The sequence below is a fragment of the Enterobacter sp. Tr-810 genome (genome assembly GCF_011752765.1).
GTDB lineage: Bacteria > Pseudomonadota > Gammaproteobacteria > Enterobacterales > Enterobacteriaceae > Enterobacter > Enterobacter soli.
Genome location: NZ_VWWW01000001.1, coordinates 1,242,817 through 1,265,403 on the forward strand (window position 1 = coordinate 1,242,817; position 22,587 = coordinate 1,265,403).

Annotated in this window: 17 protein-coding genes; 7 read left to right on the top strand and 10 right to left on the bottom strand. The window is 55.2% G+C overall.

Annotated elements, in window-relative coordinates:
* Positions 1-84: 84 nt before the first annotated feature.
* The gene (gene maeB, locus F3J30_RS05865) at positions 85-2,364 is read right to left on the bottom strand and encodes an NADP-dependent oxaloacetate-decarboxylating malate dehydrogenase (RefSeq protein WP_166716543.1); all 2,280 of its coding nucleotides are present in this window, start codon (positions 2,362-2,364) and stop codon (positions 85-87) included.
* 292 nt (positions 2,365-2,656) lie between these two features.
* Between maeB and tal the strand changes: the two genes are divergently transcribed.
* Positions 2,657-3,607, top strand: a complete 951-nt coding sequence (gene tal / locus F3J30_RS05870; RefSeq protein WP_014071262.1) for a transaldolase — start codon at positions 2,657-2,659, stop codon at positions 3,605-3,607.
* A gap of 19 nt (positions 3,608-3,626) precedes the next feature.
* Positions 3,627-5,615: a transketolase gene (gene tkt / locus F3J30_RS05875; protein ID WP_166716546.1), complete on the top strand. Its 1,989-nt coding sequence runs from the start codon at positions 3,627-3,629 to the stop codon at positions 5,613-5,615.
* Positions 5,616-5,647: 32 nt separating this feature from the next.
* Here the strand turns inward: tkt and F3J30_RS05880 are convergent, their stop codons facing one another.
* The 3 genes from F3J30_RS05880 to aegA form a co-directional block, all read right to left on the bottom strand.
* Entirely contained in the window at positions 5,648-6,691 is a 1,044-nt protein-coding gene (locus tag F3J30_RS05880; RefSeq protein ID WP_166716550.1) for a DUF1176 domain-containing protein, read from the bottom strand.
* A 109-nt stretch (positions 6,692-6,800) separates the two neighbouring features.
* The gene (nudK, locus tag F3J30_RS05885) at positions 6,801-7,391 is read right to left on the bottom strand and encodes a GDP-mannose pyrophosphatase NudK (protein ID WP_166716553.1); all 591 of its coding nucleotides are present in this window, start codon (positions 7,389-7,391) and stop codon (positions 6,801-6,803) included.
* Between the two features lie 67 nt (positions 7,392-7,458).
* Positions 7,459-9,435 (bottom strand): formate-dependent uric acid utilization protein AegA, encoded by a 1,977-nt coding sequence (gene aegA, locus F3J30_RS05890; protein WP_211053107.1) that lies wholly within the window; start codon positions 9,433-9,435, stop codon positions 7,459-7,461.
* A 194-nt stretch (positions 9,436-9,629) separates the two neighbouring features.
* On the opposite strand from aegA, the gene narQ reads away from it, so the two are divergent.
* Positions 9,630-11,324, top strand: coding sequence for a nitrate/nitrite two-component system sensor histidine kinase NarQ (gene narQ / locus F3J30_RS05900; protein WP_166716556.1), 1,695 nt, complete (start codon positions 9,630-9,632; stop codon positions 11,322-11,324).
* A 201-nt stretch (positions 11,325-11,525) separates the two neighbouring features.
* On the top strand, positions 11,526-14,639 hold the full coding sequence (gene acrD, locus F3J30_RS05905) for a multidrug efflux RND transporter permease AcrD (RefSeq protein WP_014071275.1): 3,114 nt from the start codon (positions 11,526-11,528) through the stop codon (positions 14,637-14,639).
* Between the two features lie 111 nt (positions 14,640-14,750).
* Here acrD and ypfM read toward each other — a convergent pair whose 3' ends face one another.
* Positions 14,751-14,810, bottom strand: coding sequence for a protein YpfM (ypfM, locus tag F3J30_RS05910; protein WP_015572204.1), 60 nt, complete (start codon positions 14,808-14,810; stop codon positions 14,751-14,753).
* Positions 14,811-15,195: 385 nt separating this feature from the next.
* Between ypfM and F3J30_RS05915 the strand changes: the two genes are divergently transcribed.
* From F3J30_RS05915 to F3J30_RS05925, 3 genes are read left to right on the top strand one after another with little or no spacing between them, the layout of a single operon-like run.
* Complete coding sequence (locus tag F3J30_RS05915) at positions 15,196-15,552, top strand: ArsC family reductase (RefSeq protein WP_166716560.1); 357 nt, start codon at positions 15,196-15,198, stop codon at positions 15,550-15,552.
* 3 nt (positions 15,553-15,555) lie between these two features.
* A complete protein-coding gene (gene dapE, locus F3J30_RS05920) occupies positions 15,556-16,683 on the top strand; it encodes a succinyl-diaminopimelate desuccinylase (protein WP_166716562.1) in 1,128 nt (375 codons plus the stop codon).
* A gap of 25 nt (positions 16,684-16,708) precedes the next feature.
* Positions 16,709-16,906: a YpfN family protein gene (locus F3J30_RS05925; RefSeq protein ID WP_014071278.1), complete on the top strand. Its 198-nt coding sequence runs from the start codon at positions 16,709-16,711 to the stop codon at positions 16,904-16,906.
* A 48-nt stretch (positions 16,907-16,954) separates the two neighbouring features.
* Here the strand turns inward: F3J30_RS05925 and ypfH are convergent, their stop codons facing one another.
* From ypfH to bamC, 5 genes are all read right to left on the bottom strand, one after another.
* Positions 16,955-17,650 carry an esterase gene (gene ypfH / locus F3J30_RS05930; RefSeq protein ID WP_166716565.1) on the bottom strand — a complete coding sequence of 232 codons (696 nt, stop codon included), beginning with the start codon at positions 17,648-17,650 and terminating at the stop codon, positions 16,955-16,957.
* A 73-nt stretch (positions 17,651-17,723) separates the two neighbouring features.
* A complete protein-coding gene (locus tag F3J30_RS05935; protein WP_166716567.1) occupies positions 17,724-19,724 on the bottom strand; it encodes a GNAT family N-acetyltransferase in 2,001 nt (666 codons plus the stop codon).
* Positions 19,725-19,727: 3 nt separating this feature from the next.
* Positions 19,728-20,597 carry a neutral zinc metallopeptidase gene (locus tag F3J30_RS05940; protein WP_166716570.1) on the bottom strand — a complete coding sequence of 290 codons (870 nt, stop codon included), beginning with the start codon at positions 20,595-20,597 and terminating at the stop codon, positions 19,728-19,730.
* A 120-nt stretch (positions 20,598-20,717) separates the two neighbouring features.
* Positions 20,718-21,431: a phosphoribosylaminoimidazolesuccinocarboxamide synthase gene (purC, locus tag F3J30_RS05945; RefSeq protein WP_014071282.1), complete on the bottom strand. Its 714-nt coding sequence runs from the start codon at positions 21,429-21,431 to the stop codon at positions 20,718-20,720.
* A 109-nt stretch (positions 21,432-21,540) separates the two neighbouring features.
* Complete coding sequence (gene bamC, locus F3J30_RS05950) at positions 21,541-22,575, bottom strand: outer membrane protein assembly factor BamC (protein WP_014071283.1); 1,035 nt, start codon at positions 22,573-22,575, stop codon at positions 21,541-21,543.
* Between the last annotated feature and the right edge of the window lie 12 nt (positions 22,576-22,587).

The following is a 22,587-nucleotide window of genomic DNA, read 5'->3' on the forward strand; positions in this document are numbered from 1 at the left end:
TCCCCAAAGGGGCGAGGGTGAAAAAACAGCTCGGAGCCGTCCCCTCTCCCCTTTGGGGAGAGGGTTAGGGTGAGGGGGGGTTAATTACAGAGGCTGCGTCTGCGCTTCAACCACCGCCAGCGCCACCATGTTCACAATACGACGCACGGACGCAATCGGTGTTAACACATGCACCGGTTTCGCCACGCCCATCAGTACCGGCCCCACGGTCACCCCTTCAGAGCTGGACACACGCAGCAGGTTGTAGCTGATTCGCGCCGCTTCCACGTTTGGCATAATCAGCACGTTAGCCGAGCCTTTCAGCGGGCTGTCCGGCATCCGCTCGTTACGAATACTCTCCACCAGCGCCGCATCACCATGCATCTCGCCGTCAATCATCAACTCCGGCGCACGCTCGCGCACCAGCTCCAGTGTCTGACGCATTTTGCACGCCGCCGGGGATTTAGATGAACCGAAGTTGGAGTGCGACAGCAGCGCCACTTTTGGCTCAATGCCGAAGCGGCGTACGGTTTCAGCCGCCATCACGGTGATCTCCGCCAGCTGTTCCGGGGTTGGATCGTCGTTGACGTAGGTATCGGCAATAAAGGTGTTACCGCTTGGCAGCAGCAGTGCGTTCATTGCCCCGGCGGTGTGTACCCCTTCGCGATAACCGAAGATCTCCTGCACAACGCTGAAATGCTCGTGGTAATCACCGATCGTACCGCAGATAAGCGCGTCGGCCTCACCGCGATGCACCATGATAGCCCCGATCACCGTCGTATTGCTGATAACTGCCCGTTGCGCCTGCTCCTGGGTGATGCCGCGGCGCTTCATGATGGCGTAGTACTCGTTCCAGTATTCTTTAAAGCGCGGATCGGATTCGTTGTTTACGATTTCAAAATCCACACCCGGCTTGATTTGCAGGCCCAGTTTCTGAATACGCATTTCGATAACGCTCGGGCGACCAATCAGGATTGGCTTCGCCAGCCCCAGGGAGATCAGCTCCTGCGTGGCGTGCAGCACGCGCGCCTCTTCCCCTTCGGCCAGCACCACACGTTTTGCATCCGCACGTGCCTGAGAGAAGATAGGTTTCATGAACAGGTTGGTTTTGTAGACAAACTCAGTGAGCTTATCGACGTAAGCATCGAAATCCTTAATCGGACGCGTTGCCACTCCGGAATCCATCGCCGCTTTCGCCACCGCAGGTGCGATTTTAACGATCAGGCGCGGGTCGAACGGTTTTGGAATGATGTAATCCGGGCCAAAGCTCAGATCCTGGTCGCCGTAAGCCGAAGCTACCACTTCGCTCTGCTCAGCATGAGCCAGCTCAGCAATGGCGTGAACGGCCGCCAGCTTCATCTCTTCGTTAATCGCCGTTGCGCCCACATCCAGTGCGCCACGGAAGATGAACGGGAAGCACAGCACGTTGTTCACCTGGTTCGGGTAGTCAGAACGCCCGGTACAGATAATGGCATCTTCACGCACCGCTTTTGCCAGCGGCGGCAGAATTTCCGGTTCCGGGTTAGCCAGGGCCAGGATCATTGGCGCGCGCGCCATCTTCTGCACCATCTCCTGGGTCAGCACTTTCGGGCCAGAACAGCCAAGGAAGATATCCGCACCGTCAATCACATCATCCAGGGTGCGCTTGCCGTCGTCCTCCACTGCGTAGGCCGCTTTGGTTTCGGCCATGTTTGGCTCGCGGTCTTTGTAGATCACACCTTTGGAGTCACAGACCACAATGTTGTGCTTCTGCATCCCAAGCGCCACCAGCAGGTTCATACAGGCAATGGCAGCGGCGCCCGCACCGGACACCACCATGCGCACGTCAGAAAGATTTTTTTCTACCACCCGCAGGCCATTCAGAATGGCCGCTGTACTGATAATCGCCGTACCGTGCTGGTCGTCGTGGAACACGGGAATGTTCATACGTTCACGTAGTTTCTGCTCAATGTAGAAACATTCCGGCGCTTTGATGTCTTCCAGGTTGATACCGCCAAACGTTGGCTCAAGTGCCGCCACCACGTTGATAAATTTATCGGGATCGAGCTCATCGACTTCGATATCGAATACGTCGATACCGGCAAATTTCTTGAACAGCACCCCTTTCCCTTCCATGACCGGCTTACCGGCCAGCGCGCCGATGTTACCTAAACCCAGCACCGCCGTGCCGTTAGAAATAACCGCGACCAGGTTACCGCGCGCAGTGTATTTGTAGGCCGCCAGCGGATCTTTTTCGATTTCAAGGCATGGCGCGGCAACGCCTGGCGAATAAGCCAGCGCCAGATCGCGCTGGGTTGCCAGCGGTTTGGTAGGGGAAACCTGGATTTTGCCCGGAACAGGAAACTCATGAAAATCGAGGGCACTCTGTTTTAACTGATCGTCCATCTTATCGTTCCTTTCACGTATCGTTCATAAAGGGTGGCGTAATAACTCTCCTGATGCTCACCCAGGAATGCCGGCTAGTATCGCCAATGCAGGCGCGACAAACTTTGAAGGCTGCCAAACTCTCACCATCAGAAAGCAAAAATTGTTATCAATTTATAACAATCATGTTACCCGTCGCAGAAAGCAATGCCTCCCTCGTCTGCTATGCTTTTTTGTTAAGTACCTCTCGTATTTCGCAGAAGTGTGAACTAACGCACTCATCTAACTCTTTTATTCCAAAGGAGTAATTTCAATGAACCAATTAGACGGCATCAAACAATTCACCACCGTCGTCGCCGACAGTGGTGATATTGAATCTATTCGTCACTATCAGCCCGAAGATGCGACCACCAACCCTTCTCTGCTGCTGAAAGCCGCCGGACTTGCGCATTACAGCCACCTGATCGATGACGCCATCGCCTACGGCAAGCAGCGCGGTAAAACCCAGGAGCAGCATGTTGCCGAAGCCAGTGACAAGCTGGCGGTGAACTTCGGCGTGGAGATCCTGAAAAGCGTTCCGGGTCGGGTTTCAACCGAGGTGGACGCTCGCCTCTCTTTTGACCAGCAAAAAAGCATCGCCAAGGCCCGCAGGCTGGTTGAGTTATATCAGGAGCAAGGTATCGATAAATCACGCATCCTGATTAAGCTGGCCTCCACCTGGGAAGGTATTCGCGCAGCGGAAGTGCTGGAAAAAGAGGGGATCAACTGCAATCTGACGCTGCTCTTTTCCTTTGCTCAGGCGCGTGCCTGCGCTGAGGCTGGCGTGTTTCTGGTCTCGCCGTTTGTCGGGCGCATCTACGACTGGTATCAGTCCAGACAGCCGATGGATCCGTACATCGTTGATGAAGACCCCGGCGTCAAGTCCGTGCGTAATATCTACGACTATTTCAAACAACACCGCTACGAGACCATTGTCATGGGCGCCAGTTTCCGCCGCACCGAGCAGATCCTCGCGCTGGCGGGCTGCGACCGCCTGACCATTTCACCCGCTCTGCTGAAAGAACTTCAGGAAAAAGAAGAACCCGTCGTCCGTAAGCTGATACCGACGTCAACCCTGTTACCGAAACCAAAAGCAATGACGGAAGCGGAGTTCCGCTGGGAGCACAATCAGGACGCAATGGCCGTCGACAAGCTGGCGGAAGGCATCCGTCTGTTCGCCGTTGACCAGCGCAAACTTGAAGATCTGCTCGCCGCCAAACTTTAACCTTGCCATGGAGTGAATTATGTCCCGTAAAGAGCTCGCCAATGCCATTCGCGCCCTCAGCATGGATGCCGTGCAAAAAGCCAATTCCGGCCACCCTGGCGCCCCCATGGGCATGGCAGATATTGCCGAAGTGTTGTGGAATGACTTTCTCAAACACAACCCCAATGACCCCACCTGGGCCGACAGAGACCGCTTTATTCTCTCCAATGGCCACGCGTCGATGCTGCTCTACAGCCTGCTGCATTTAACCGGATACAATCTGCCACTCGAGGAGTTGAAAAACTTCCGCCAGCTGCACTCGAAAACGCCAGGCCACCCGGAGCTCGGCTATACGCCAGGCGTGGAAACCACCACCGGGCCGCTGGGCCAGGGGTTAGCGAACGCGGTAGGAATGGCGATTGCGGAACGCACGCTGGGTGCGCAGTTCAATCAGCCAGGGCATGACATTGTCGATCACTACACCTATGTATTTATGGGCGACGGCTGTCTGATGGAGGGCATCTCGCATGAAGCCTGTTCGCTGGCGGGCACGCTGGGTCTTGGCAAGCTGATCGGCTTTTACGATCACAACGGCATCTCTATCGACGGCGAAACCGAAGGCTGGTTTACCGACGATACGGCAAAACGCTTCGAGGCATACCACTGGCATGTGGTGCATGAAATTGACGGCCACGATCCTGAGGCGGTGAAAAAAGCGATCCTCGAAGCCCAGAGCGTGAAGGATAAACCGTCGCTGATTATCTGCCGCACGGTCATTGGTTTCGGCTCCCCGAATAAAGCCGGGAAAGAAGAGGCGCACGGCGCCGCGCTGGGCGAGGAAGAAGTGGCGCTGACCCGGAAAAAACTGGGCTGGAAATACCCTGCATTCGAAATCCCAAAAGAGATCTACCACGCCTGGGATGCCCGTGAGGCCGGGGAAAAAGAACAGCACGCCTGGAACGACAAATTTGCCGCCTATAAGCAGGCACACCCGGACCTGGCCCGCGAGTTTTCCCGCCGTATGAGTGGGGGATTACCGGACGACTGGGAAGCTAAAACCCAGGCATTGATCGAAAATCTGCAATCCAACCCGGCAAAAATTGCCACCCGTAAAGCATCACAAAATACCCTCAACGCCATTGGCCCCATTCTGCCGGAACTGCTGGGCGGCTCTGCGGATCTGGCGCCCAGCAACCTGACAATCTGGTCGGGTTCTAAATCGCTGAAAGAAGATATCTCCGGGAATTACATTCACTACGGCGTGCGTGAGTTCGGGATGACCGCGATTGCCAACGGCATCGCCCATCACGGTGGGTTTGTGCCCTACACCGCCACCTTCCTGATGTTTGTGGAGTATGCCCGCAACGCCGCGCGTATGGCGGCGCTGATGAAGGCGCGGCAGATCATGGTCTACACCCATGATTCCATCGGGCTTGGCGAAGATGGGCCAACGCACCAGGCGGTCGAGCAGTTGGCAAGCCTGCGCCTGACGCCAAACTTCAGCACCTGGCGTCCGTGCGATCAGGTTGAAGCAGCGGTGGGCTGGAAGCTGGCCGTAGAGCGCCACACCGGGCCAACGGCGCTGATTTTGTCGCGGCAAAATCTGGCGCAAATTGAGCGCACGCCAGAGCAGGTGAAAAACATCGCGCGCGGCGGCTATATCCTGAAAGACAGTGGCGGCAAGCCTGATGTTATTCTGATTGCGACAGGATCAGAGATTGAAATCACGGTTAAAGCCGCAGAGAAACTGACCGCCGAAGGACATGCGGTACGCGTGGTTTCCCTGCCCTCAACGGATATTTTTGATGCCCAGGATGAGGCATACCGCGAATCGGTTCTGCCATCGAATGTGGCCGCCCGCGTGGCCGTCGAAGCCGGGATCGCCGACTACTGGTACAAATATGTCGGGCTGAAAGGGGCAATTGTCGGGATGCACGGCTACGGCGAATCTGCCCCGGCCGACAAACTGTTCCCGTATTTCGGCTTTACCGTTGAGAACGTGGTGGAGAAAGCGTTGAGCATTCTTTAACGCACAAGGGCGTAGCCGCCACCCGGCAAAACTCAGCGCGTGATCCACAGCGTGGGCCAGGCATCTGGCCCATGCCAGTTATCGCAGCTTGGCTCTTCGGCATACCGCACCAGGCGAAAACGCTGGCCGTCAAAACGCCAGCGGGTTTGAATGCCGCAATCCGCAATCCCCCGCCCTAACGACAGCGTGCTCAGCTCACGGGTTTTCTCGTCAAAACTGGCGTTCATCAGCTCCATTTCACTGCTGTCGCTCGATGGCGTAAACGGCAGTCGTAGCCTGACGCTTCTGGCGGCAAAGGGCTTTTTACGTGATACCAGCCAGGCGAGGTCGACGGTGTTGTAGGCCCCGGCTTCACAGCTTACCATCAACAGCGCTTTGTCGTCGGTTAATGCCGTCACCCGCACTTCCCGGCGATTAGGATCAAGTGAGCACTGGCTGTTGTTCATCCGCCAGGTGCCATAATCCAGCAGATCGTTGAGTTCATCATGGGAAAGCGGTGTCGGCGTGGGGTTCACGACCGCCACTTCTTTCAGGGCGGGCGCAGGCGGCACGCTCAGCGGCGGCTCTCCGCCTTTTTTAATCCACGCGGTTTCGCTCCCCACGCGCTTTTGCTGGGCATCAATAAACAGCAGAGCGGCCTTCAGCCCGTCCAGAGAGATAATCTGTCTTCCCCCTTTCAGGGTCAGCGCTTTGCCTTCCTGGATGTTTTTCAAAAAGGCGGTAATGGTTGTGGCGTCATCCGTCATTAAATGCCATGCAGTGACCTGCCAGTGCAGAGGTTCCAGCTTTAACGGGGCGTTATCCAGCAGAAGGCGCGGCGCGATGTCAGGCTCTTTAACCGATGGGGAATCAAGCCCTCCCAGGTCGATACGCAGCGTGGCATCTGTTTTCGCGCCAGCACTGCGGCTTAGCGTCATCACCAGCCCATGATGTTCACCGGTATTGCGTGCAACACAAAAGTTTTGGTTATTACAGGTCACCTGCCAGTCAGAAAAAGACTGCTGTGCAGGCGCAGCCCACACCAGAGGCGCGCGTAGCACGCAACATAACGAGAGAATAAAAACGCAGTAGCGCATGGATGGCACAATCCCGGAAACAAAAACGCAAATCTGGGCAGTATCTTCGTGTTACAACCAGGCGGGCTCAATCGGATTTATCGGATAGATTTATCCGAAACTCATCAGACTACCGTTCGAAAGCGCCGCTCATTAACCCGGTTGTTTGCAAATACTGCAATAAGATCACCGCTTTACCGTCCTTGATCTCCCCTGAACGCAGCATTGTTAATGCCTGAGAAAAAGGGATTTCCAGTACTTCGATATCTTCGTCATCCACACCGCCGCCCCGGTGAGTGCGCTGCGCATCGCTGTATTCTGCAATAAAGAAGTGCACTAATTCCGTGACGCCGCCTGGCGACATAAATAACTCAAAGACTTTTTTCACTTCGCCCACTTCAAAGCCAGTCTCTTCAATGGCCTCTTTGCGGATACAGACTTCCGGCTCGTCGTCATCAAGCAGACCGGCACAGGTTTCAATGAGCCGTCCGTCCGGATTACCGTTTACCCATGTCGCAACGCGGAACTGGCGAATTAACACCACGCTCTGTTTTTCACGGTTATACAGCAGGATGGTCGCCCCATTACCGCGATCGTAGACCTCACGCTTGTGACGGATCACCTCACCGTTTTTACGTGTTAAATCATAGGTGATGTTACGCAGGACAAAGTAATTTTCAGAAAGGATTTTGTCTTTGATAACGTCTATTTTCAGGGTCATACGGGCTCCACGGCGCAAGGAATGTGCTTATACTACGCCGCGAAACCCGCTTTGTCGCCCGCCTGATTTAGTGCGTTTTTGGCGCGCGAACCCCAAGCCAGTCCATCATGCCCTGCGCTGCATGACGCCCTTCCGCCATCGCGGTAACCACCAGATCCGCACCGCGCACCGCATCACCACCGGCGAAAATTTGTGGGTTGGTTGTCTGGTAGCGATAAGGGCTGTCAACTGAGGCCACAATCCGTCCCCAGTCGTCGGTGTTAACCCCCTGGGCCTGTAACCACGGCATGGCGTGCGGGTTAAAGCCAAATGCCATGATGACCGCATCCGCAGGCATCACGAACTCACTGCCCGCCACCGGAACCGGCCGACGACGTCCCTGAGCATCAGGCTCGCCCAGTTCAGTGCGCAGCATTCGGATCCCATTCACCTGCCCGTTCTTCGCCAGCGTCAGCTCAACCGGCTGCACGTTAAATTCAAACTCTGCACCCTCTTCCTTCGCGTTTTTCACCTCTTTTTTCGAGCCCGGCATATTGGCCTCATCGCGGCGGTAGGCGCAGGTCACTTTCGCCGCGCTATGGCGTAATGCAGTACGCACGCAGTCCATCGCCGTATCGCCCCCGCCCAGCACCACCACGTTCAGCCCCTGTGTGTTGATGTACGGCTCGGCGGCTGTCGGTTCAAGCCCCATCACCTGACGCGTGTTGGCCACTAAAAACGGCAGAGCATCGTACACACCAGGCGCATCCTCGTGAGGAATACCCGCTTTCATCGAACGATAGGTGCCAACGCCGATAAACAGGGCGTCGTAGTCACTCAACAACTGAGACATCGACACGTCTTTGCCCACTTCGCAGTTCAGTTCGAAGTGGATCCCCATGGCGGTAAAGATCTCCCGGCGGCGTGCCAGCAGTGATTTGTCCAGCTTGAAGGCCGGGATGCCGAAGGTCAGTAATCCGCCGATTTCCGGGTGTCGGTCATATACGGTGACGTTCACCCCGTGGCGCACCAGCACGTCTGCACAGGCAAGCCCGGCGGGGCCAGCGCCAATAATGGCGATGCGTTTATCTACCGGGACGACCCCGGTCATGTCCGGAGTCCAGCCCATGGCCAGCGCCTGATCGGAGATATAGCGTTCGATATTGCCAATCGTCACCGCACCAGATTCATCCCGCACCGTGCAGGCACCTTCACATAATCGGTCCTGCGGGCAGACCCGGCCGGTAATTTCAGGTAAACAGTTGGTCTGATGAGAGAGCGCCACCGCACCGGCGATGTCCCCTTCTTTTACGCGTTCAATCCACTGAGGGATGTGGTTATGCAGCGGGCATGTCCATTCGCAGATACTGTGTTCGCCGCATTTCAGGCAGCGTGAGGCCTCGCGATGCGCCTGCTCTGCCCGGAATGGCAGGTAGATCTCGTTAAAATGGCAGGCGCGTGCTTCAGGGCTAAGCTTGTCCGGCTCGCCGCGGGGTACCAGGGCCTGCATCTGCTGCAATTTTGTGGGTGGCGTTTGGCGCTCTGCCGCCTCGCTATGCCAGGGCTGCGCTTCGAGCCTTGCGGTGCGCTGGCGACGCGATTTCGCCAGGTTATCCAGCACGCCAGGCGTGGCGAGCGTCAGGACATCCGCCGGGCAATTTTCGATGCAGGCCGGGCCTTGCGGACGTTGCACGCAGAGGTCGCACTTGTGGGCCGTGGCCTTCACGCTACCGTTGTTCAGCGGCGTAACGATGATTTCCATCGTGCCAAACGGGCAGGCCACCACGCAGGCTTTGCAACCAATGCATTTTTGTTGATTCACCTGTACGCTGTCATGGTTTTTACTGATAGCGCCGTTAGGACAGCTCTGCGCGCAGGGTGCATTCTCACAATGATGACAGGTAACGGGGCTTTTTCTGGCGCCGGACCGGAGTACCGTAATGCGGGGATGAAAATGGCGCTCGCTCAGGACATGCTGCTCGTCGTTGTGCGCCATAACACAGGCGACTTCGCAAGCACGACATCCGATACATTGCTGACTGTTGGCCATGATAAAACGATTCATAACTACACCTGTTTTGGCTTCAATAACCTTATTCTTTATATGAATATTGTATTTACCGAGTGCAGTGTTATCAGGCAATGTTCAAATGCCCAGGAAGCCAAACTATTTACAGTGAACCTGTGGCAGATCAATTTATTTCATTCGGGATGAAATTGCGTTTCATCTGATTACCTTTATTTTCAGGAAGCTGTTTTGTGACCGTTAAACGACCTGTTTCCAGAAGCCTGGCTCGGGCTTTTTTTTCGATAGTGTTGCTGTCCGTTTTCACCTGCGCCATCGCGCTGCTGACGCTTGCCAGCAGCCAGCGTGACGCCGAGGCCATTAACATTGCGGGTTCTCTGCGAATGCAGAGCTATCGCCTGGGCTACGAAATGCAGCGGGCAAGCCCGGAACTGCAAAAACACCGCCAGTCCTGGCAGCAGACCCTGAGTGCGCCCGCGCTGCAAAAGCTCGACCGCTGGTATGTGCCGGACAACGTTAAACAGCGCTACCAGCAGCTGCATCTTGCCTGGCAAGAGATGGACAGACAGATAGCAAAAGGGGACACCGCCTGGTATCAGACGCATATTCAGGACTTTGTCGGCCGTATCGACGCCTTCGTGCTGGCGCTTCAGCACTATACGGAACACAAGATCCAGCTGGTTATCCTGATTTCACTCGCCGGTGGGCTGGGTATTTTACTGCTCGCCCTCATTACCCTGCGGGGCACCCGCCGTCAGGTTGTGGCACCGCTGAACCATCTGGTTGAGGCGAGTGAACGTATCGAACAGGGCGATTTTAGTACCCCTGTCCCGAATACCCACCTGCCTAATGAACTGGGCCAATTATCCCGCGCGTTCAATCATATGTCGGCAGAGCTGCACTCGCTGTATCGCTCTCTGGAACACTCGGTTGCGGAAAAAACCCAACATCTGAATGAAGCACATCAGCAGCTCGAAATGTTATTCAAGTGCTCGCAGGCGCTGAATACCGGCCAGATAGACAGCCACTGCTTCCGCCATATTTTGCAGATTGTGCATGAGTACACGCAGATGAGTTACCTGGAGCTGCGCACCAGCGACGACTGGCAGCTTTGCGAAGGCAGTGAGCAGGAGGCACTAAAGATGCAAAACCTGCCGGTGCTGATGCAGGATACGCTTTACGGCGAGCTGCGATGGCAAAGCGAAACCGGGACGGTGCCGGTTCCGCTGATGAAAAGCGTGGCCACGATGCTGGGCCGCGGGCTTTACTTCAACCAGGCACAAAAACATTATCAACAGCTGCTGTTAATGGAGGAGCGCGCCACGATCGCTCGCGAGCTGCACGATTCGCTGGCGCAGGTACTCTCGTATTTACGTATCCAGCTGACGTTGCTCAGGCACGCTGTGCCGGAAGAAAATGCCCCGGCGCAAACCATTATTTCTGACTTTTCCCGCGAGCTTAACAATGCGTGGCACCAGTTGCGCGAGCTGCTTACCACCTTCCGCCTGACGCTCAACCACGCCAACCTGCCGGGGGCGTTACAGGAGTCGCTGGATAGCCTACAAAGCCAGACACAGGCCAGACTGATCCTCGACTGCCGTCTGTCTTCGCTGGCGCTGGATGCGCAAAAACAGGTGCACCTGTTACAGATAGTCCGTGAGGCGGTGCTGAATGCCATTAAACATGCCCAGGCGAGCGAGATAACCGTCAGCTGTGTGACCTCCACTGACGGGACGCATAGCGTCAATATTCGCGATAACGGGATTGGTATTGGCGAAGCAAGCGAGCCACCAGGACACTACGGGCTGAACATTATGCGTGAGCGCGCTGGCAGGCTGGGCGGCACCCTGCACTTTTCTCAGCCACCGAATGGCGGAACCCAGGTCAGCGTAACATTCAGAACGCCGATGAGCCTTGCGGGTAAATAACGGTAAATTAACGACTATTGCCACCATCACGCCACTGTCATGCGTGATACTTGCCGTTACGCCTGCGGGGAGGAACGCTGTAAAAGGGCATGATAATTTACAATATCTCCTTTATTTCTCCACGTTTGGCTCTCGCCTTACCGCTAGAGTGATGCGGGCAATATACAATAATGACGTGCAGCAAAAAGAGGTCACATTTTCATGGCGAATTTCTTTATCGATCGCCCCATTTTTGCCTGGGTGCTAGCAATTATTTTATGTCTGACTGGCGTCCTGGCAATTACTTCACTTCCTGTTGAGCAATATCCCGATCTGGCACCGCCAAACGTACGTATCACGGCAAACTACCCTGGTGCGTCGGCACAGACGCTGGAAAATACCGTGACGCAGGTCGTCGAGCAGAACATGACCGGGCTCGATAACCTGATGTACATGTCCTCGCAAAGTAGCGCCACCGGGCAGGCGACGGTCACCCTGAGCTTTACTGCCGGTACTGACCCGGATGAAGCCGTCCAGCAGGTGCAAAACCAGCTGCAATCGGCCATGCGTAAGCTGCCTCAGGCGGTCCAGAACCAGGGCGTCACGGTGCGTAAAACCGGCGATACCAACATTCTGACCATTGCGTTTGTTTCCACCGATGGTTCAATGGATAAGCAGGATATTGCGGACTACGTTGCCAGTAATATTCAGGATCCTATTAGCCGTATCAACGGTGTCGGCGATATCGATGCTTATGGCTCGCAATATTCCATGCGCATCTGGCTGGATCCCAACAAGCTGAACAGCTTCCAGATGACCGCGACAGACGTCACCGACGCCATCAAATCCCAGAACGCCCAAATCGCCGTCGGGCAACTGGGTGGTACCCCTTCCGTTGATAAGCAGGCGCTGAACGCCACCATCAACTCACAGTCGCTACTGCAAACGCCTGACCAGTTCCGCAATATTACGCTGCGCGTAAATCAGGACGGCTCTGAAGTGCGCCTGGGGGATGTCGCCACGGTAGAAATGGGGGCGGAAAAATATGACTACCTGAGCCGCTTTAACGGCAATCAGGCGTCCGGTCTGGGGATTAAACTGGCGTCCGGGGCAAACGAAATGGCCACCGCGAAGCTGGTGTTAGATCGTCTGGACGAGCTTTCGCAGTATTTCCCGCACGGGCTGGAGTACAAAGTCGCCTACGAAACCACCTCCTTCGTGAAGGCCTCAATTGAGGACGTGGTGAAAACCCTGCTCGAAGCCATCGCGCTGGTGTTCCTGGTGATGTACCTGTTCCTGCAAAACTTCCGCGCCACGCTTATCCCGACCATTGCGGTGCCAGTGGTGCTGCTGGGTACCTTCGCGGTGCTTTACACGTTTGGCTACAGTATCAACACCCTGACCATGTTTGCGATGGTGCTGGCGATAGGCCTGCTGGTGGATGACGCCATCGTGGTGGTCGAAAACGTCGAGCGAATCATGAGCGAGGAAGGGCTCTCGCCGCGTGACGCCACGCGTAAATCGATGGGGCAAATTCAGGGCGCGCTGGTGGGTATCGCGATGGTGCTCTCGGCGGTATTCATTCCGATGGCGTTCTTTGGCGGCACAACCGGTGCAATCTATCGCCAGTTCTCCATCACCATTGTGTCGGCAATGGTGCTTTCGGTGCTGGTGGCAATGATCCTCACCCCGGCCTTATGTTCCACGATCCTCAAACCGCTGCATAAAGGTGAACATCACGGCCAGAAAGGTTTCTTCGGCTGGTTTAACCGCATGTTTAATCGTAACGCGGCGCGTTATGAAGCGGGCGTTGGCCGGGTGCTGCACCGAAGCCTGCGCTGGATGATGATTTACGTGGTGCTGCTGGGCGGCATGGTCTGGCTGTTCCTGCATCTTCCTACGTCATTCCTGCCGATGGAAGACCGCGGTATGTTCACTACGTCTGTGCAGCTCCCCAGCGGGGCAACGCAACAGCAGACGCTGAAAGTGGTCGAAAAGGTTGAGCACTACTTCTTCACCAAAGAGAAAGACAACGTGGTGTCGGTGTTTTCAACCGTTGGCTCCGGGCCTGGAGGCAACGGTCAAAACGTGGCGCGCATGTTCGTGCGCCTGAAAGACTGGGATGAACGCGACACGAAAACGGGCACGTCGTTTGCCATTATCGAACGCGCCACCAAAGCGTTTAACAAAATTAAGGAAGCGCGCGTCTTTGCCAGCAGCCCACCGGCCATCAGCGGGCTGGGTAGCTCCGCCGGGTTTGATATGGAGCTTCAGGACCATGCCGGTGCAGGACACACGGCGTTAATGGCGGCGCGTGACCAGTTGCTTGAACTGGCAGGCAAAGACACCACCCTGACCCGAGTTCGCCATAACGGCCTTGATGACAGCCCGCAGCTACAGGTCGATATTGACCAGCGTAAGGCGCAGGCGTTGGGTGTTTCCATCGACGATATTAACGACACGCTGCAAACGGCGTGGGGCTCCAGCTACGTGAACGACTTTATGGACAGGGGGCGTGTGAAAAAGGTTTACGTCCAGTCCGATGCGCAGTTCCGAATGTTGCCGGATGATATCAACCGCTGGTTTGTGCGTAACAATGCCGGCAGCATGGTGCCCTTCTCTGCTTTCTCCAGCTCGCACTGGGAAAGTGGCTCTCCGCGCCTGGAGCGTTACGATGGCTATTCTGCGGTAGAAATCGTCGGTGAAGCCGCACCGGGTGTCAGTACAGGGACCGCGATGGACACCATGGAAAAACTGGTGCAGCAGCTCCCGAGCGGGTTTGGTCTTGAGTGGACGGCTATGTCTTACCAGGAACGGCTCTCTGGTGCCCAGGCCCCTGCCCTTTATGCACTCTCGTTGCTGGTGGTCTTCCTCTGCCTGGCTGCGCTTTATGAAAGCTGGTCTGTACCGTTCTCCGTCATGCTGGTTGTACCGCTTGGCGTGATCGGTGCGCTGTTGGCAACCTGGATGCGCGGACTGGAAAACGATGTCTACTTCCAGGTCGGGTTGCTCACCGTAATTGGCTTGTCTGCGAAAAACGCCATTCTGATTGTTGAGTTTGCCAACGAGATGAATGCGAAAGGTCACGATCTGATGTCGGCCACGCTGCACGCCTGCCGTCAGCGTTTACGCCCGATCCTGATGACGTCACTGGCGTTTGTGTTCGGCGTCTTGCCGATGGCGACCAGCTCAGGCGCAGGTTCAAGCAGCCAACATGCGGTAGGGACAGGCGTGATGGGCGGCATGATTTCAGCCACCATCCTGGCCATCTATTTTGTTCCGCTGTTCTTTGTTCTGGTACGTCGCCGCTTCCCGCTGAAGCCACGTCCGGAATAACGCATAACGGGTATAAAAAAGGCGGCTCTTAAGGCCGCCTTTTTATTGTGTGATTAATTCACACTATGGTTATTTTAGTTATTTTAGTGCTCTTGCATTTTCTGCTGAAAGTCATTTACGAAGCATACCTTCGATAAAATCTTTCCAGTTCCCCAGTTCACGTTCAATCATAACTACCTCTCTTATTATTATGCGCATTCTACGTAAACCCATCATCACTGTGAAGACATTTTAACCAATTACTGTGATAAGCCCCGCGCCTCATCAGGACTTAGGCTAAATATGAGCGCAGAACCCTAAATTTTATGTGACCAATAGCAATATTTTGAAATAACCATACGCGCGGGTGAGAATTAAATTAATCGCTGACTTTATTAGGAATTTAAACAATATGGACATCTATGCTTAAATGATGAAAGAATATTCAGCTTACAGGTGTGAGTTGAATTAAGAAGAATTGTAAATCAGCGATATTCTGAATGTGTTATATTCCACTTAAGGATATATCTTCGAAATAATTGAACGTTTAACCATCATAAGAACAAAAGGATTCAACATGGTTGTGATGTACGGCATTAAAAATTGTGACACCATCAAAAAAGCACGCCGCTGGCTGGAAACGCACGGTGTGGAGTATCGTTTTCATGATTACCGCGCCGACGGTCTTGATGCAGAATTTCTGCATACCGCTATCGCTGAACTGGGCTGGGAAGCACTGCTGAATACCCGGGGCACGACCTGGAGAAAACTGGACGAATCGCTGCGTGCCAGTATCAACGACGCGAGCAGCGCGGTTAAACTGATGCTGGAAATGCCAGCAATTATCAAACGCCCATTGCTCTGCGCGCCCGGGCAGCCTATGCTGCTGGGCTTTAGTGATTCTCTTTATCAGACTTTTTTCGTTGAGGTGTAGTCTATGTCATGCCCGGTCATTGAGCTGACTCAGCAGCTTATTCGCCGTCCTTCCCTCAGCCCGGACGACGCAGGTTGTCAGGCATTAATGATTGAGCGCCTGCGTGCGATCGGTTTTACCGTCGAACGTATGGATTTTGGCGATACGCAAAACTTCTGGGCCTGGCGTGGCCAGGGTGAAACGCTGGCCTTTGCCGGGCATACCGATGTGGTTCCCGCCGGGGATGCAGACCGCTGGATCAACCCACCGTTCGAACCGACTATCCGCGACGGTATGCTGTTTGGCCGTGGCGCGGCAGATATGAAAGGCTCGCTGGCGGCAATGGTCGTTGCAGCGGAACGCTTTGTCGCCCAGCATCCAGACCATAAAAACCGCCTCGCGTTTCTGATCACCTCTGATGAAGAAGCCAGCGCGCACAATGGTACCGTGAAGGTCGTTGAAGCGCTGATGGCGCGTAACGAGCGCCTGGATTACTGCCTGGTGGGTGAGCCATCCAGCACCGAAGTGGTCGGTGATGTGGTGAAAAATGGCCGTCGTGGTTCGCTGACCTGTAATCTGACCATTCATGGCGTACAGGGGCACGTTGCTTATCCGCACCTTGCCGACAACCCTGTTCACCGTGCCGCACCAATGCTGAATGAGCTGGTCGCGATTGAGTGGGATAAAGGCAATGAATTCTTCCCGCCGACCAGTATGCAAATTGCCAACGTGCAGGCTGGCACGGGCAGCAACAACGTCATTCCGGGTGATTTTTACGTGCAGTTCAACTTCCGCTTCAGCACCGAGTTGACCGACGAGATGATCAAAGCCCGCGTCGTGGCGCTGCTGGAAAAATATTCACTGCGCTACACCGTTGACTGGTGGCTTTCGGGTCAGCCATTCCTGACGCAACGCGGGAAACTGGTGGATGCGGTGGTGAACGCTATCGCGCACTATAATGAAATAAAGCCACAACTGTTGACGACCGGCGGAACATCAGACGGGCGCTTTATCGCTCGTATGGGTGCGCAGGTTGTAGAACTGGGCCCGGTGAATGCCACCATTCATAAAATTAATGAATGTGTAAATGCGGCAGATTTGCAGCTGTTGGCCCGCATGTATCAACGTATCATGGAGCAACTCGTCGCCTGACGATTGCTCTGAGAAGGAATAGCGAATGGACTGGCTGGCAAAATATTGGTGGATCCTGGTGTTGGTTTTTTTGGTCGGCGTGTTGCTCAACGTCATTAAAGATCTGAAACGTGTTGACCATAAAAAGTTCCTTGCTAACAAGCCGGAACTCCCGCCACACCGTGATTTCAACGACAAATGGGATGATGACGACAACTGGCCGAACAAAGACCAGAAGAAGTAATCCTCTCTATCTCAGCGCTCTCCCCTGTGGGGAGAGCGTTGAATTTCATCACATAAATTCGACAATATTATCGTCATTCGGCTTACCGCCGCTCAGTGCTTCGTCGAAGTAATGCTTCGGCACGGTATAACGCAAATGATCGAGCGCAAACTGCATACTGCGATCGTCAATGGCGTGGCCCAGATCATCAACAATATCCAGCGTCACATCACCACCACCGCGGATCAGGGCTTCCTGTGCAGCAACAGCATGAGAAAGCTCAATCACCCGGTCTTCACCGCCGTGAATAAGGTGGATAGTGGTCTGCGTGGTTGCACTTTGCGGTAAGGTGGCAAAGCGGCCGTTAAAGGCGATGACGCGGGATACCAGCCCAGGCTGTGCTTTGACGCTTTCAAGAGACATAATCGACCCCTGAGAGAAACCGATAAGCGCAGTGGCCTCCGCGCCCACGCCGCTCTCTTGCTGCCAGTAGCGAACCGTTTCAATAAAGGTTGGCATAATGGCATCAATACGCGCCTGACGATTTTCCTCGGTCACGCCCTGCACGGAGAACCATTGCCGTCCGTTCGGACCGCACGGCTCCACACCGCCGACACTGATAATCATCGCGTCCGGGAAAAGCGGCGCGAACCAGCTGCCAATCTGACCCATATTGGCGGCATTATCACCAACACCATGAAACAGAAGCAGTAACTGTTTAGCCGGTTTGTCAGGACGTTGAACAACAAAATGGTCGTGTTTCATGGCGGTCTCCTTAATTGATGACCTGGATTCTACGCCTCTCGGGGGTAATGACCATGCCACTTTACTGAAGAAGTCATTGAAAAAATTGCCATTGCAAAATGTCGTGCTTCAGCCGCTGGCAGCGGTCGGCATCCAGATATTCCAGCATCTGCGCCGTTTCAGCGCGAAGCATGACCAGAAGCGCTTTTCGCCCGCTGAGCGCCAGTTCAGCACTGAGCGTGGCATCATCCTTTTGTCCTTCAATTTTGCCGCGCAGCGCCGGGAGTGGAGCTTCAACCGTCAGCAACAGACGAGTTAAGGCGGCCACTGATGTGGAAAAGGGCCGATGTGCAAAGGCAAACCCTACCAGCTCCAGCCAGTCGTCATTATTAAGGGTAGCTTCCCAGCCATCTTCCACTGGGATCTGTTCCGCATTCCAGGCCGACAGCACGCGTGCATCCCGGCAAAGCCGCTGATGCGCCTGCGCGCAGAGCTGATGCCCCGCGTCGCTTAATGGCAGTAATGCCATCGCCGTATAACAACCGCTGCTGGCCTCGCGGTGACTGCCCATTCGTACCAGCACAAAACCGCACTGCTGCCAGAAATGCCAAAGTTCATCGGTGTAGCCAAAACTGACCGACAGGTAATCCTGATGCGCGTGCTGTTGTGCGCTGTGAATAAGCGCGTGTCCGATACCTTCGCGCTGGCGAGCAGGGTGGACGGCAATTCGGGTGACCCGTCTGCCCGTGAGGGTAGCAGCCAGAGGAGAGCCGCCATGTGCGGCAAGAGACTGGGCGACAAGGTTACCGCGCGGGCGCCGAAATCCCGCCCAGACGGCCAGGCTAAGCCCGGTCGTTAACCCGCCCTCATCCACCAGCCACAACGCCCCGGCGATGGCATCATCGGTTTCTGCCACTGTAAAATGCTGGCCCGGCGCGTCCATCATGCGGCGTAAATCAAGCGGAGAGGTGCGGTAATGTGCCGCACATAACAGCTCATACACGCTGGCGGTTAATTCCGGGTGGCTTTCCCACGCCTGAGGCTCTAACGCCCTGATGCGTACCGCGCCTTTAGGAACACTATCAATAAGCGCGTCATCAAACAGCAAGGCTTTTGCGACGACTCGCTCGAGCGGGCAGCCTGCCGCCCAGCGGATCGGGGTGGATAACGTAAAGCGCTGCAACCCGCTAAACCGGGCACAGAATTTCAGTAAAAAGCCCCTGCCCGTTCCTTCGTAGCCTTGGACGGTGGTGGTGAGCAATACACGGGCGAAACGTCGCACCAGCTTTTCAAGGAGTGGGCCTGGAATGGCAGCCGCCTCATCAACAATCAGCCAGTCGGCCTGAACGCTGGAGGCCAGTAGTGCATCCGGGGCCATAAAGCGATAGTTTTCACCGGCAAAACGGGCAATGACATCCGTTGCCCCTTTGGCGGGCGCGGTCACAACGGCGCTACCGGCTATGCAGTTCAGTAGCATCCCCGCAAGCGCCGATTTCCCGCGCCCACGCGCTGCCGTGACGGCAGCAACGCCCTCTTGCATAGCCAGAAGTTGTGTCAGGATCGCAGCCTGTTCACGCTGTGGCTCACCGTTAGCCGGAAGCCAGTCGTGCGACGGCGGAAGCGACTCAAGATGCAATGGCGAGTGCTGCTGCCATAACACCACATCCGGGTCGGCCGCGATAACCTGGCTAAAATGGTGGATAAAATGCGGGGTGGCGATGGGCTCTGCGCTGTCGCTCCAGCGCAGAGAGTCGGCGTCTGGCCGTTCTGCCCAGGAGGAAAGCGGCGGAAGCAGCAATACCAGCAGGCTACCGGCACGTAACGTGCCGCTCAGCGCGGCAAAAGCCGATACGTCAAAGCCGCTGCGGGCATCAAAGATGGCATGAAGGAACTCCCGCCCCAGCAGCCCGCTTAACGCATCAGGCGCGCTGTGCGGCTCAACCGGCGCATGTTGCCCCACCCACAGCCAGTCTCCCCGCAGCTGTTCGCGTAAGGCCAGCGCCTGCTCCTTCGCCCAGTGTTCATCACCGCTCAACACCACCAGATGACGATGCCCTCTGCGCTGTAACTGGCCAGTCAGACGTTCAAAAGGCATGTTTTACAGTGCTTTACCGAAGGTATTACATTGCGCCGGGTCACCGCTGGAGAAACCACGTTTAAACCAGGTGTAGCGTTGTTCGGATGTTCCGTGCGTGAAGCTGTCCGGCACGACACGACCCTGACTTTGCTGCTGGAGACGATCGTCGCCAATGGCCTGTGCGGCGTTTAACGCCTCTTCTAAATCACCGGCTTCCAGCACACCTTGCTGCTGCATACTGTGGCCCCAGACACCCGCAAAGCAGTCTGCCTGCAATTCCATACGCACGGAGAGGCGGTTCACTTCCGCCTGAGAGGCATTTTGTTGCAGCTGGCGGACTTTCGGTTCAATTCCCAGCAGCTTTTGCACGTGATGCCCCACTTCGTGGGCAATGACATAGCCCTGGGCAAAATCACCATCGGCGCCCAGCTTACGTTTCATGTCATCGTAGAAAGAGAGGTCGATATAGACGGTGCTGTCAGCCGGGCAGTAGAAAGGTCCCATCACCGACTGGCCGGTGCCGCACCCGGTGCGTGTCGCACCGCGGTACATCACCAGTTTTGGCTGTTGATAGGTACGCCCCATCTTGTCAAAAAGCTGGCCCCAGGTATCTTCCGTGGTCGCCAGAATAACAGAGGTGAATTTAGCGGCTTCATCTTCATTCGGGCTGATGGAGCGCTGAGTTTGTTGCTGCTGTTGTAGCGGTTCCCCGGTCATTAAACCGGTAAGATCGACGCCGTAGTAGCCCGCAACCAGCACGATGACCAGCAAAATAATGCCGCCCTTCCCGCCAGGTAAACGGAAACCGGGGCCACCCATCATCGGGCCACCGCCGCCGCTGCTGCGCCTGTCTTCTACATTGTCACTTTCACGACGCCCTTGCCAGCGCATAACCACCTCGAACTATTCCATTAACAATAGCTATGATCGTAGGCGGTTAACGGCAAGATTACCATAGGAAACAAAGGTAAGACGCCAAAGGATGCGTACATCCTTTGGCAGAGGCAGGTATTAGTCGAGCTTAACGCCTAAACGATGAGCAACCGCTTCATAGGCTTCAATCAGGCCACCCAGGCTCTGACGGAAACGGTCTTTGTCCATTTTATCCAGCGTTTCTTTGTCCCACAGACGGCTGCCGTCCGGAGAGAATTCATCGCCGAGCACCACTTCGCCTTTGAACAGACCGAATTCCAGTTTGAAGTCGACCAGGATCAGGCCAGCATCATCAAACAGTTTTTTCAGCACGTCGTTGGCTTTGTAGGTCAGCTCTTTCATGCGCGCCAGGTTCTCTTTGTTCACCCAGCCGAAGGTTTCGCAGTAAGAGTCGTTGACCATCGGGTCGTGCATTGCATCGTTTTTCAGGAACAGGTCGAACAACGGCGGGTTCAACTCGATACCTTCTTCAATGCCAAGACGCTTCACCAGGGAGCCCGCGGCACGGTTACGCACAACACACTCAACCGGCACCATATCCAGTTTTTTCACCAGACATTCCGTGTCGGACAGCAACGCTTCCATCTGAGTCGGAATGCCCGCTTCGGCCAGTTTGGTCATAATGAAATGGTTGAACTTGTTGTTCACCATACCTTTACGGTCGAACTGCTCAATGCGCGCGCCATCCCCTGCTGACGTATCATTGCGGAATTCGAGCACCAACAGATCCGGGTTTTCCGTGCTGTATACGGTTTTCGCTTTGCCACGATACAACTCAGCTTGCTTCTGCATCTTCATTACTCCTGGTGTGATGATTTGTGTTCAAAACTGGGGATATTATGCCACGCACACGTTTGCGTAGCACTAAAATAAAAAGGGCTGGATTAACCAGCCCTCTTTTTTATTTGCTGAATGCAGCCTGGAAGACGGCGACCAGCGCATCATTCTGCGACTGGGTCAGCGTGTGACCTTTCGGATCAATAAACTGCAAGCTACTGCGGTTATCGAGGTCACCTACCTGAATTTTGTAGTCGCCCGAGGCCAGATCTGGATCGTGTGCGCCCAGTTCCTGCCATGCGCTATCGGACAGCGGCTTGTAGGTTGCCGTCATGCTACCCGTTGAGCGGGTGCTGTCGGTCACTTTCATGCCCACTTTTTCAAGTGTTGCTGGCAGGCGCTGCCATGTCTGGTTAAACGGTGCACGCACCACCAGCATTGGCAGACCGGTATCATCTGCGGCGCTTTGAACGTCGAAGGTTGCACCGTTGCGGCTCTGTGCGGCGTTAGCGGCATCAGTCGCATTTTTGTCCAGCCCTGACGCGATAACGTTCAGCATTTCGGTGCTGTAACGCTGCATTGAGGAAGGATCGGCAACCGGCTTACCAGCCTGCTCCAGGTTCAGCAGTTTAACGGTAACAGCCTGCTGGTAACCCTGAGGTTTAACGGAGACTTGATAACGACCACGGTACTGCTGATCTTCATCCAGACGGTTCCAGTCAACCCAGTCAGTGGTTAACGTCTGACTGGCGTCATCGCGTTTCGCAATCGCGTAGTTCTTCGACTGAATCACGCTAACAACCTGCGGCCACAACGTATTGTTACGACCGTTTTCAACCATCAGAGAAGCCGTATCACCGGTAAACTGGGTACGAGCCCCGCTTACCAGAGCCAGAGGCTGAGCTGGCGGACGAATATCGAGCGCTTTACCGACCTGGCCACTCCCGTTGGTCACGGGGATATTATAATCGCCGTTCTGGATCGGCAGGATCATTCCCGCGGGTGCATGAAGTTCAGCAAGCGGTGTCGCTTCCAGATAGGATTCATCACCGCTCACCTGGCGCTTGTAGCGTGAATCTGAGCTACAGGCAGCGAGCAGCATAACAAGCGAAACACTCGCAACCTTCGCCAGGCGCGACTTCTGTACTGAATAAGCCATCAAATCTCCCTA

What these genes read in the sequence shown, in the direction of transcription:
- F3J30_RS05940 (WP_166716570.1), bottom strand. Translation starts at nt 20,597, where the DNA reads ATGCGCTGGCAAGGGCGTCGTGAAAGTGACAATGTAGAAGACAGGCGC.
- F3J30_RS05925 (WP_014071278.1), top strand. Translation starts at nt 16,709, where the DNA reads ATGGACTGGCTGGCAAAATATTGGTGGATCCTGGTGTTGGTTTTTTTG.
- nudK (WP_166716553.1), bottom strand. Translation starts at nt 7,391, where the DNA reads ATGACCCTGAAAATAGACGTTATCAAAGACAAAATCCTTTCTGAAAAT.
- F3J30_RS05880 (WP_166716550.1), bottom strand. Translation starts at nt 6,691, where the DNA reads ATGCGCTACTGCGTTTTTATTCTCTCGTTATGTTGCGTGCTACGCGCG.
- ypfH (WP_166716565.1), bottom strand. Translation starts at nt 17,650, where the DNA reads ATGAAACACGACCATTTTGTTGTTCAACGTCCTGACAAACCGGCTAAA.
- purC (WP_014071282.1), bottom strand. Translation starts at nt 21,431, where the DNA reads ATGCAGAAGCAAGCTGAGTTGTATCGTGGCAAAGCGAAAACCGTATAC.
- dapE (WP_166716562.1), top strand. Translation starts at nt 15,556, where the DNA reads ATGTCATGCCCGGTCATTGAGCTGACTCAGCAGCTTATTCGCCGTCCT.
- tal (WP_014071262.1), top strand. Translation starts at nt 2,657, where the DNA reads ATGAACCAATTAGACGGCATCAAACAATTCACCACCGTCGTCGCCGAC.
- bamC (WP_014071283.1), bottom strand. Translation starts at nt 22,575, where the DNA reads ATGGCTTATTCAGTACAGAAGTCGCGCCTGGCGAAGGTTGCGAGTGTT.
- F3J30_RS05935 (WP_166716567.1), bottom strand. Translation starts at nt 19,724, where the DNA reads ATGCCTTTTGAACGTCTGACTGGCCAGTTACAGCGCAGAGGGCATCGT.
- tkt (WP_166716546.1), top strand. Translation starts at nt 3,627, where the DNA reads ATGTCCCGTAAAGAGCTCGCCAATGCCATTCGCGCCCTCAGCATGGAT.
- maeB (WP_166716543.1), bottom strand. Translation starts at nt 2,364, where the DNA reads ATGGACGATCAGTTAAAACAGAGTGCCCTCGATTTTCATGAGTTTCCT.
- aegA (WP_211053107.1), bottom strand. Translation starts at nt 9,435, where the DNA reads ATGAATCGTTTTATCATGGCCAACAGTCAGCAATGTATCGGATGTCGT.
- F3J30_RS05915 (WP_166716560.1), top strand. Translation starts at nt 15,196, where the DNA reads ATGGTTGTGATGTACGGCATTAAAAATTGTGACACCATCAAAAAAGCA.
- acrD (WP_014071275.1), top strand. Translation starts at nt 11,526, where the DNA reads ATGGCGAATTTCTTTATCGATCGCCCCATTTTTGCCTGGGTGCTAGCA.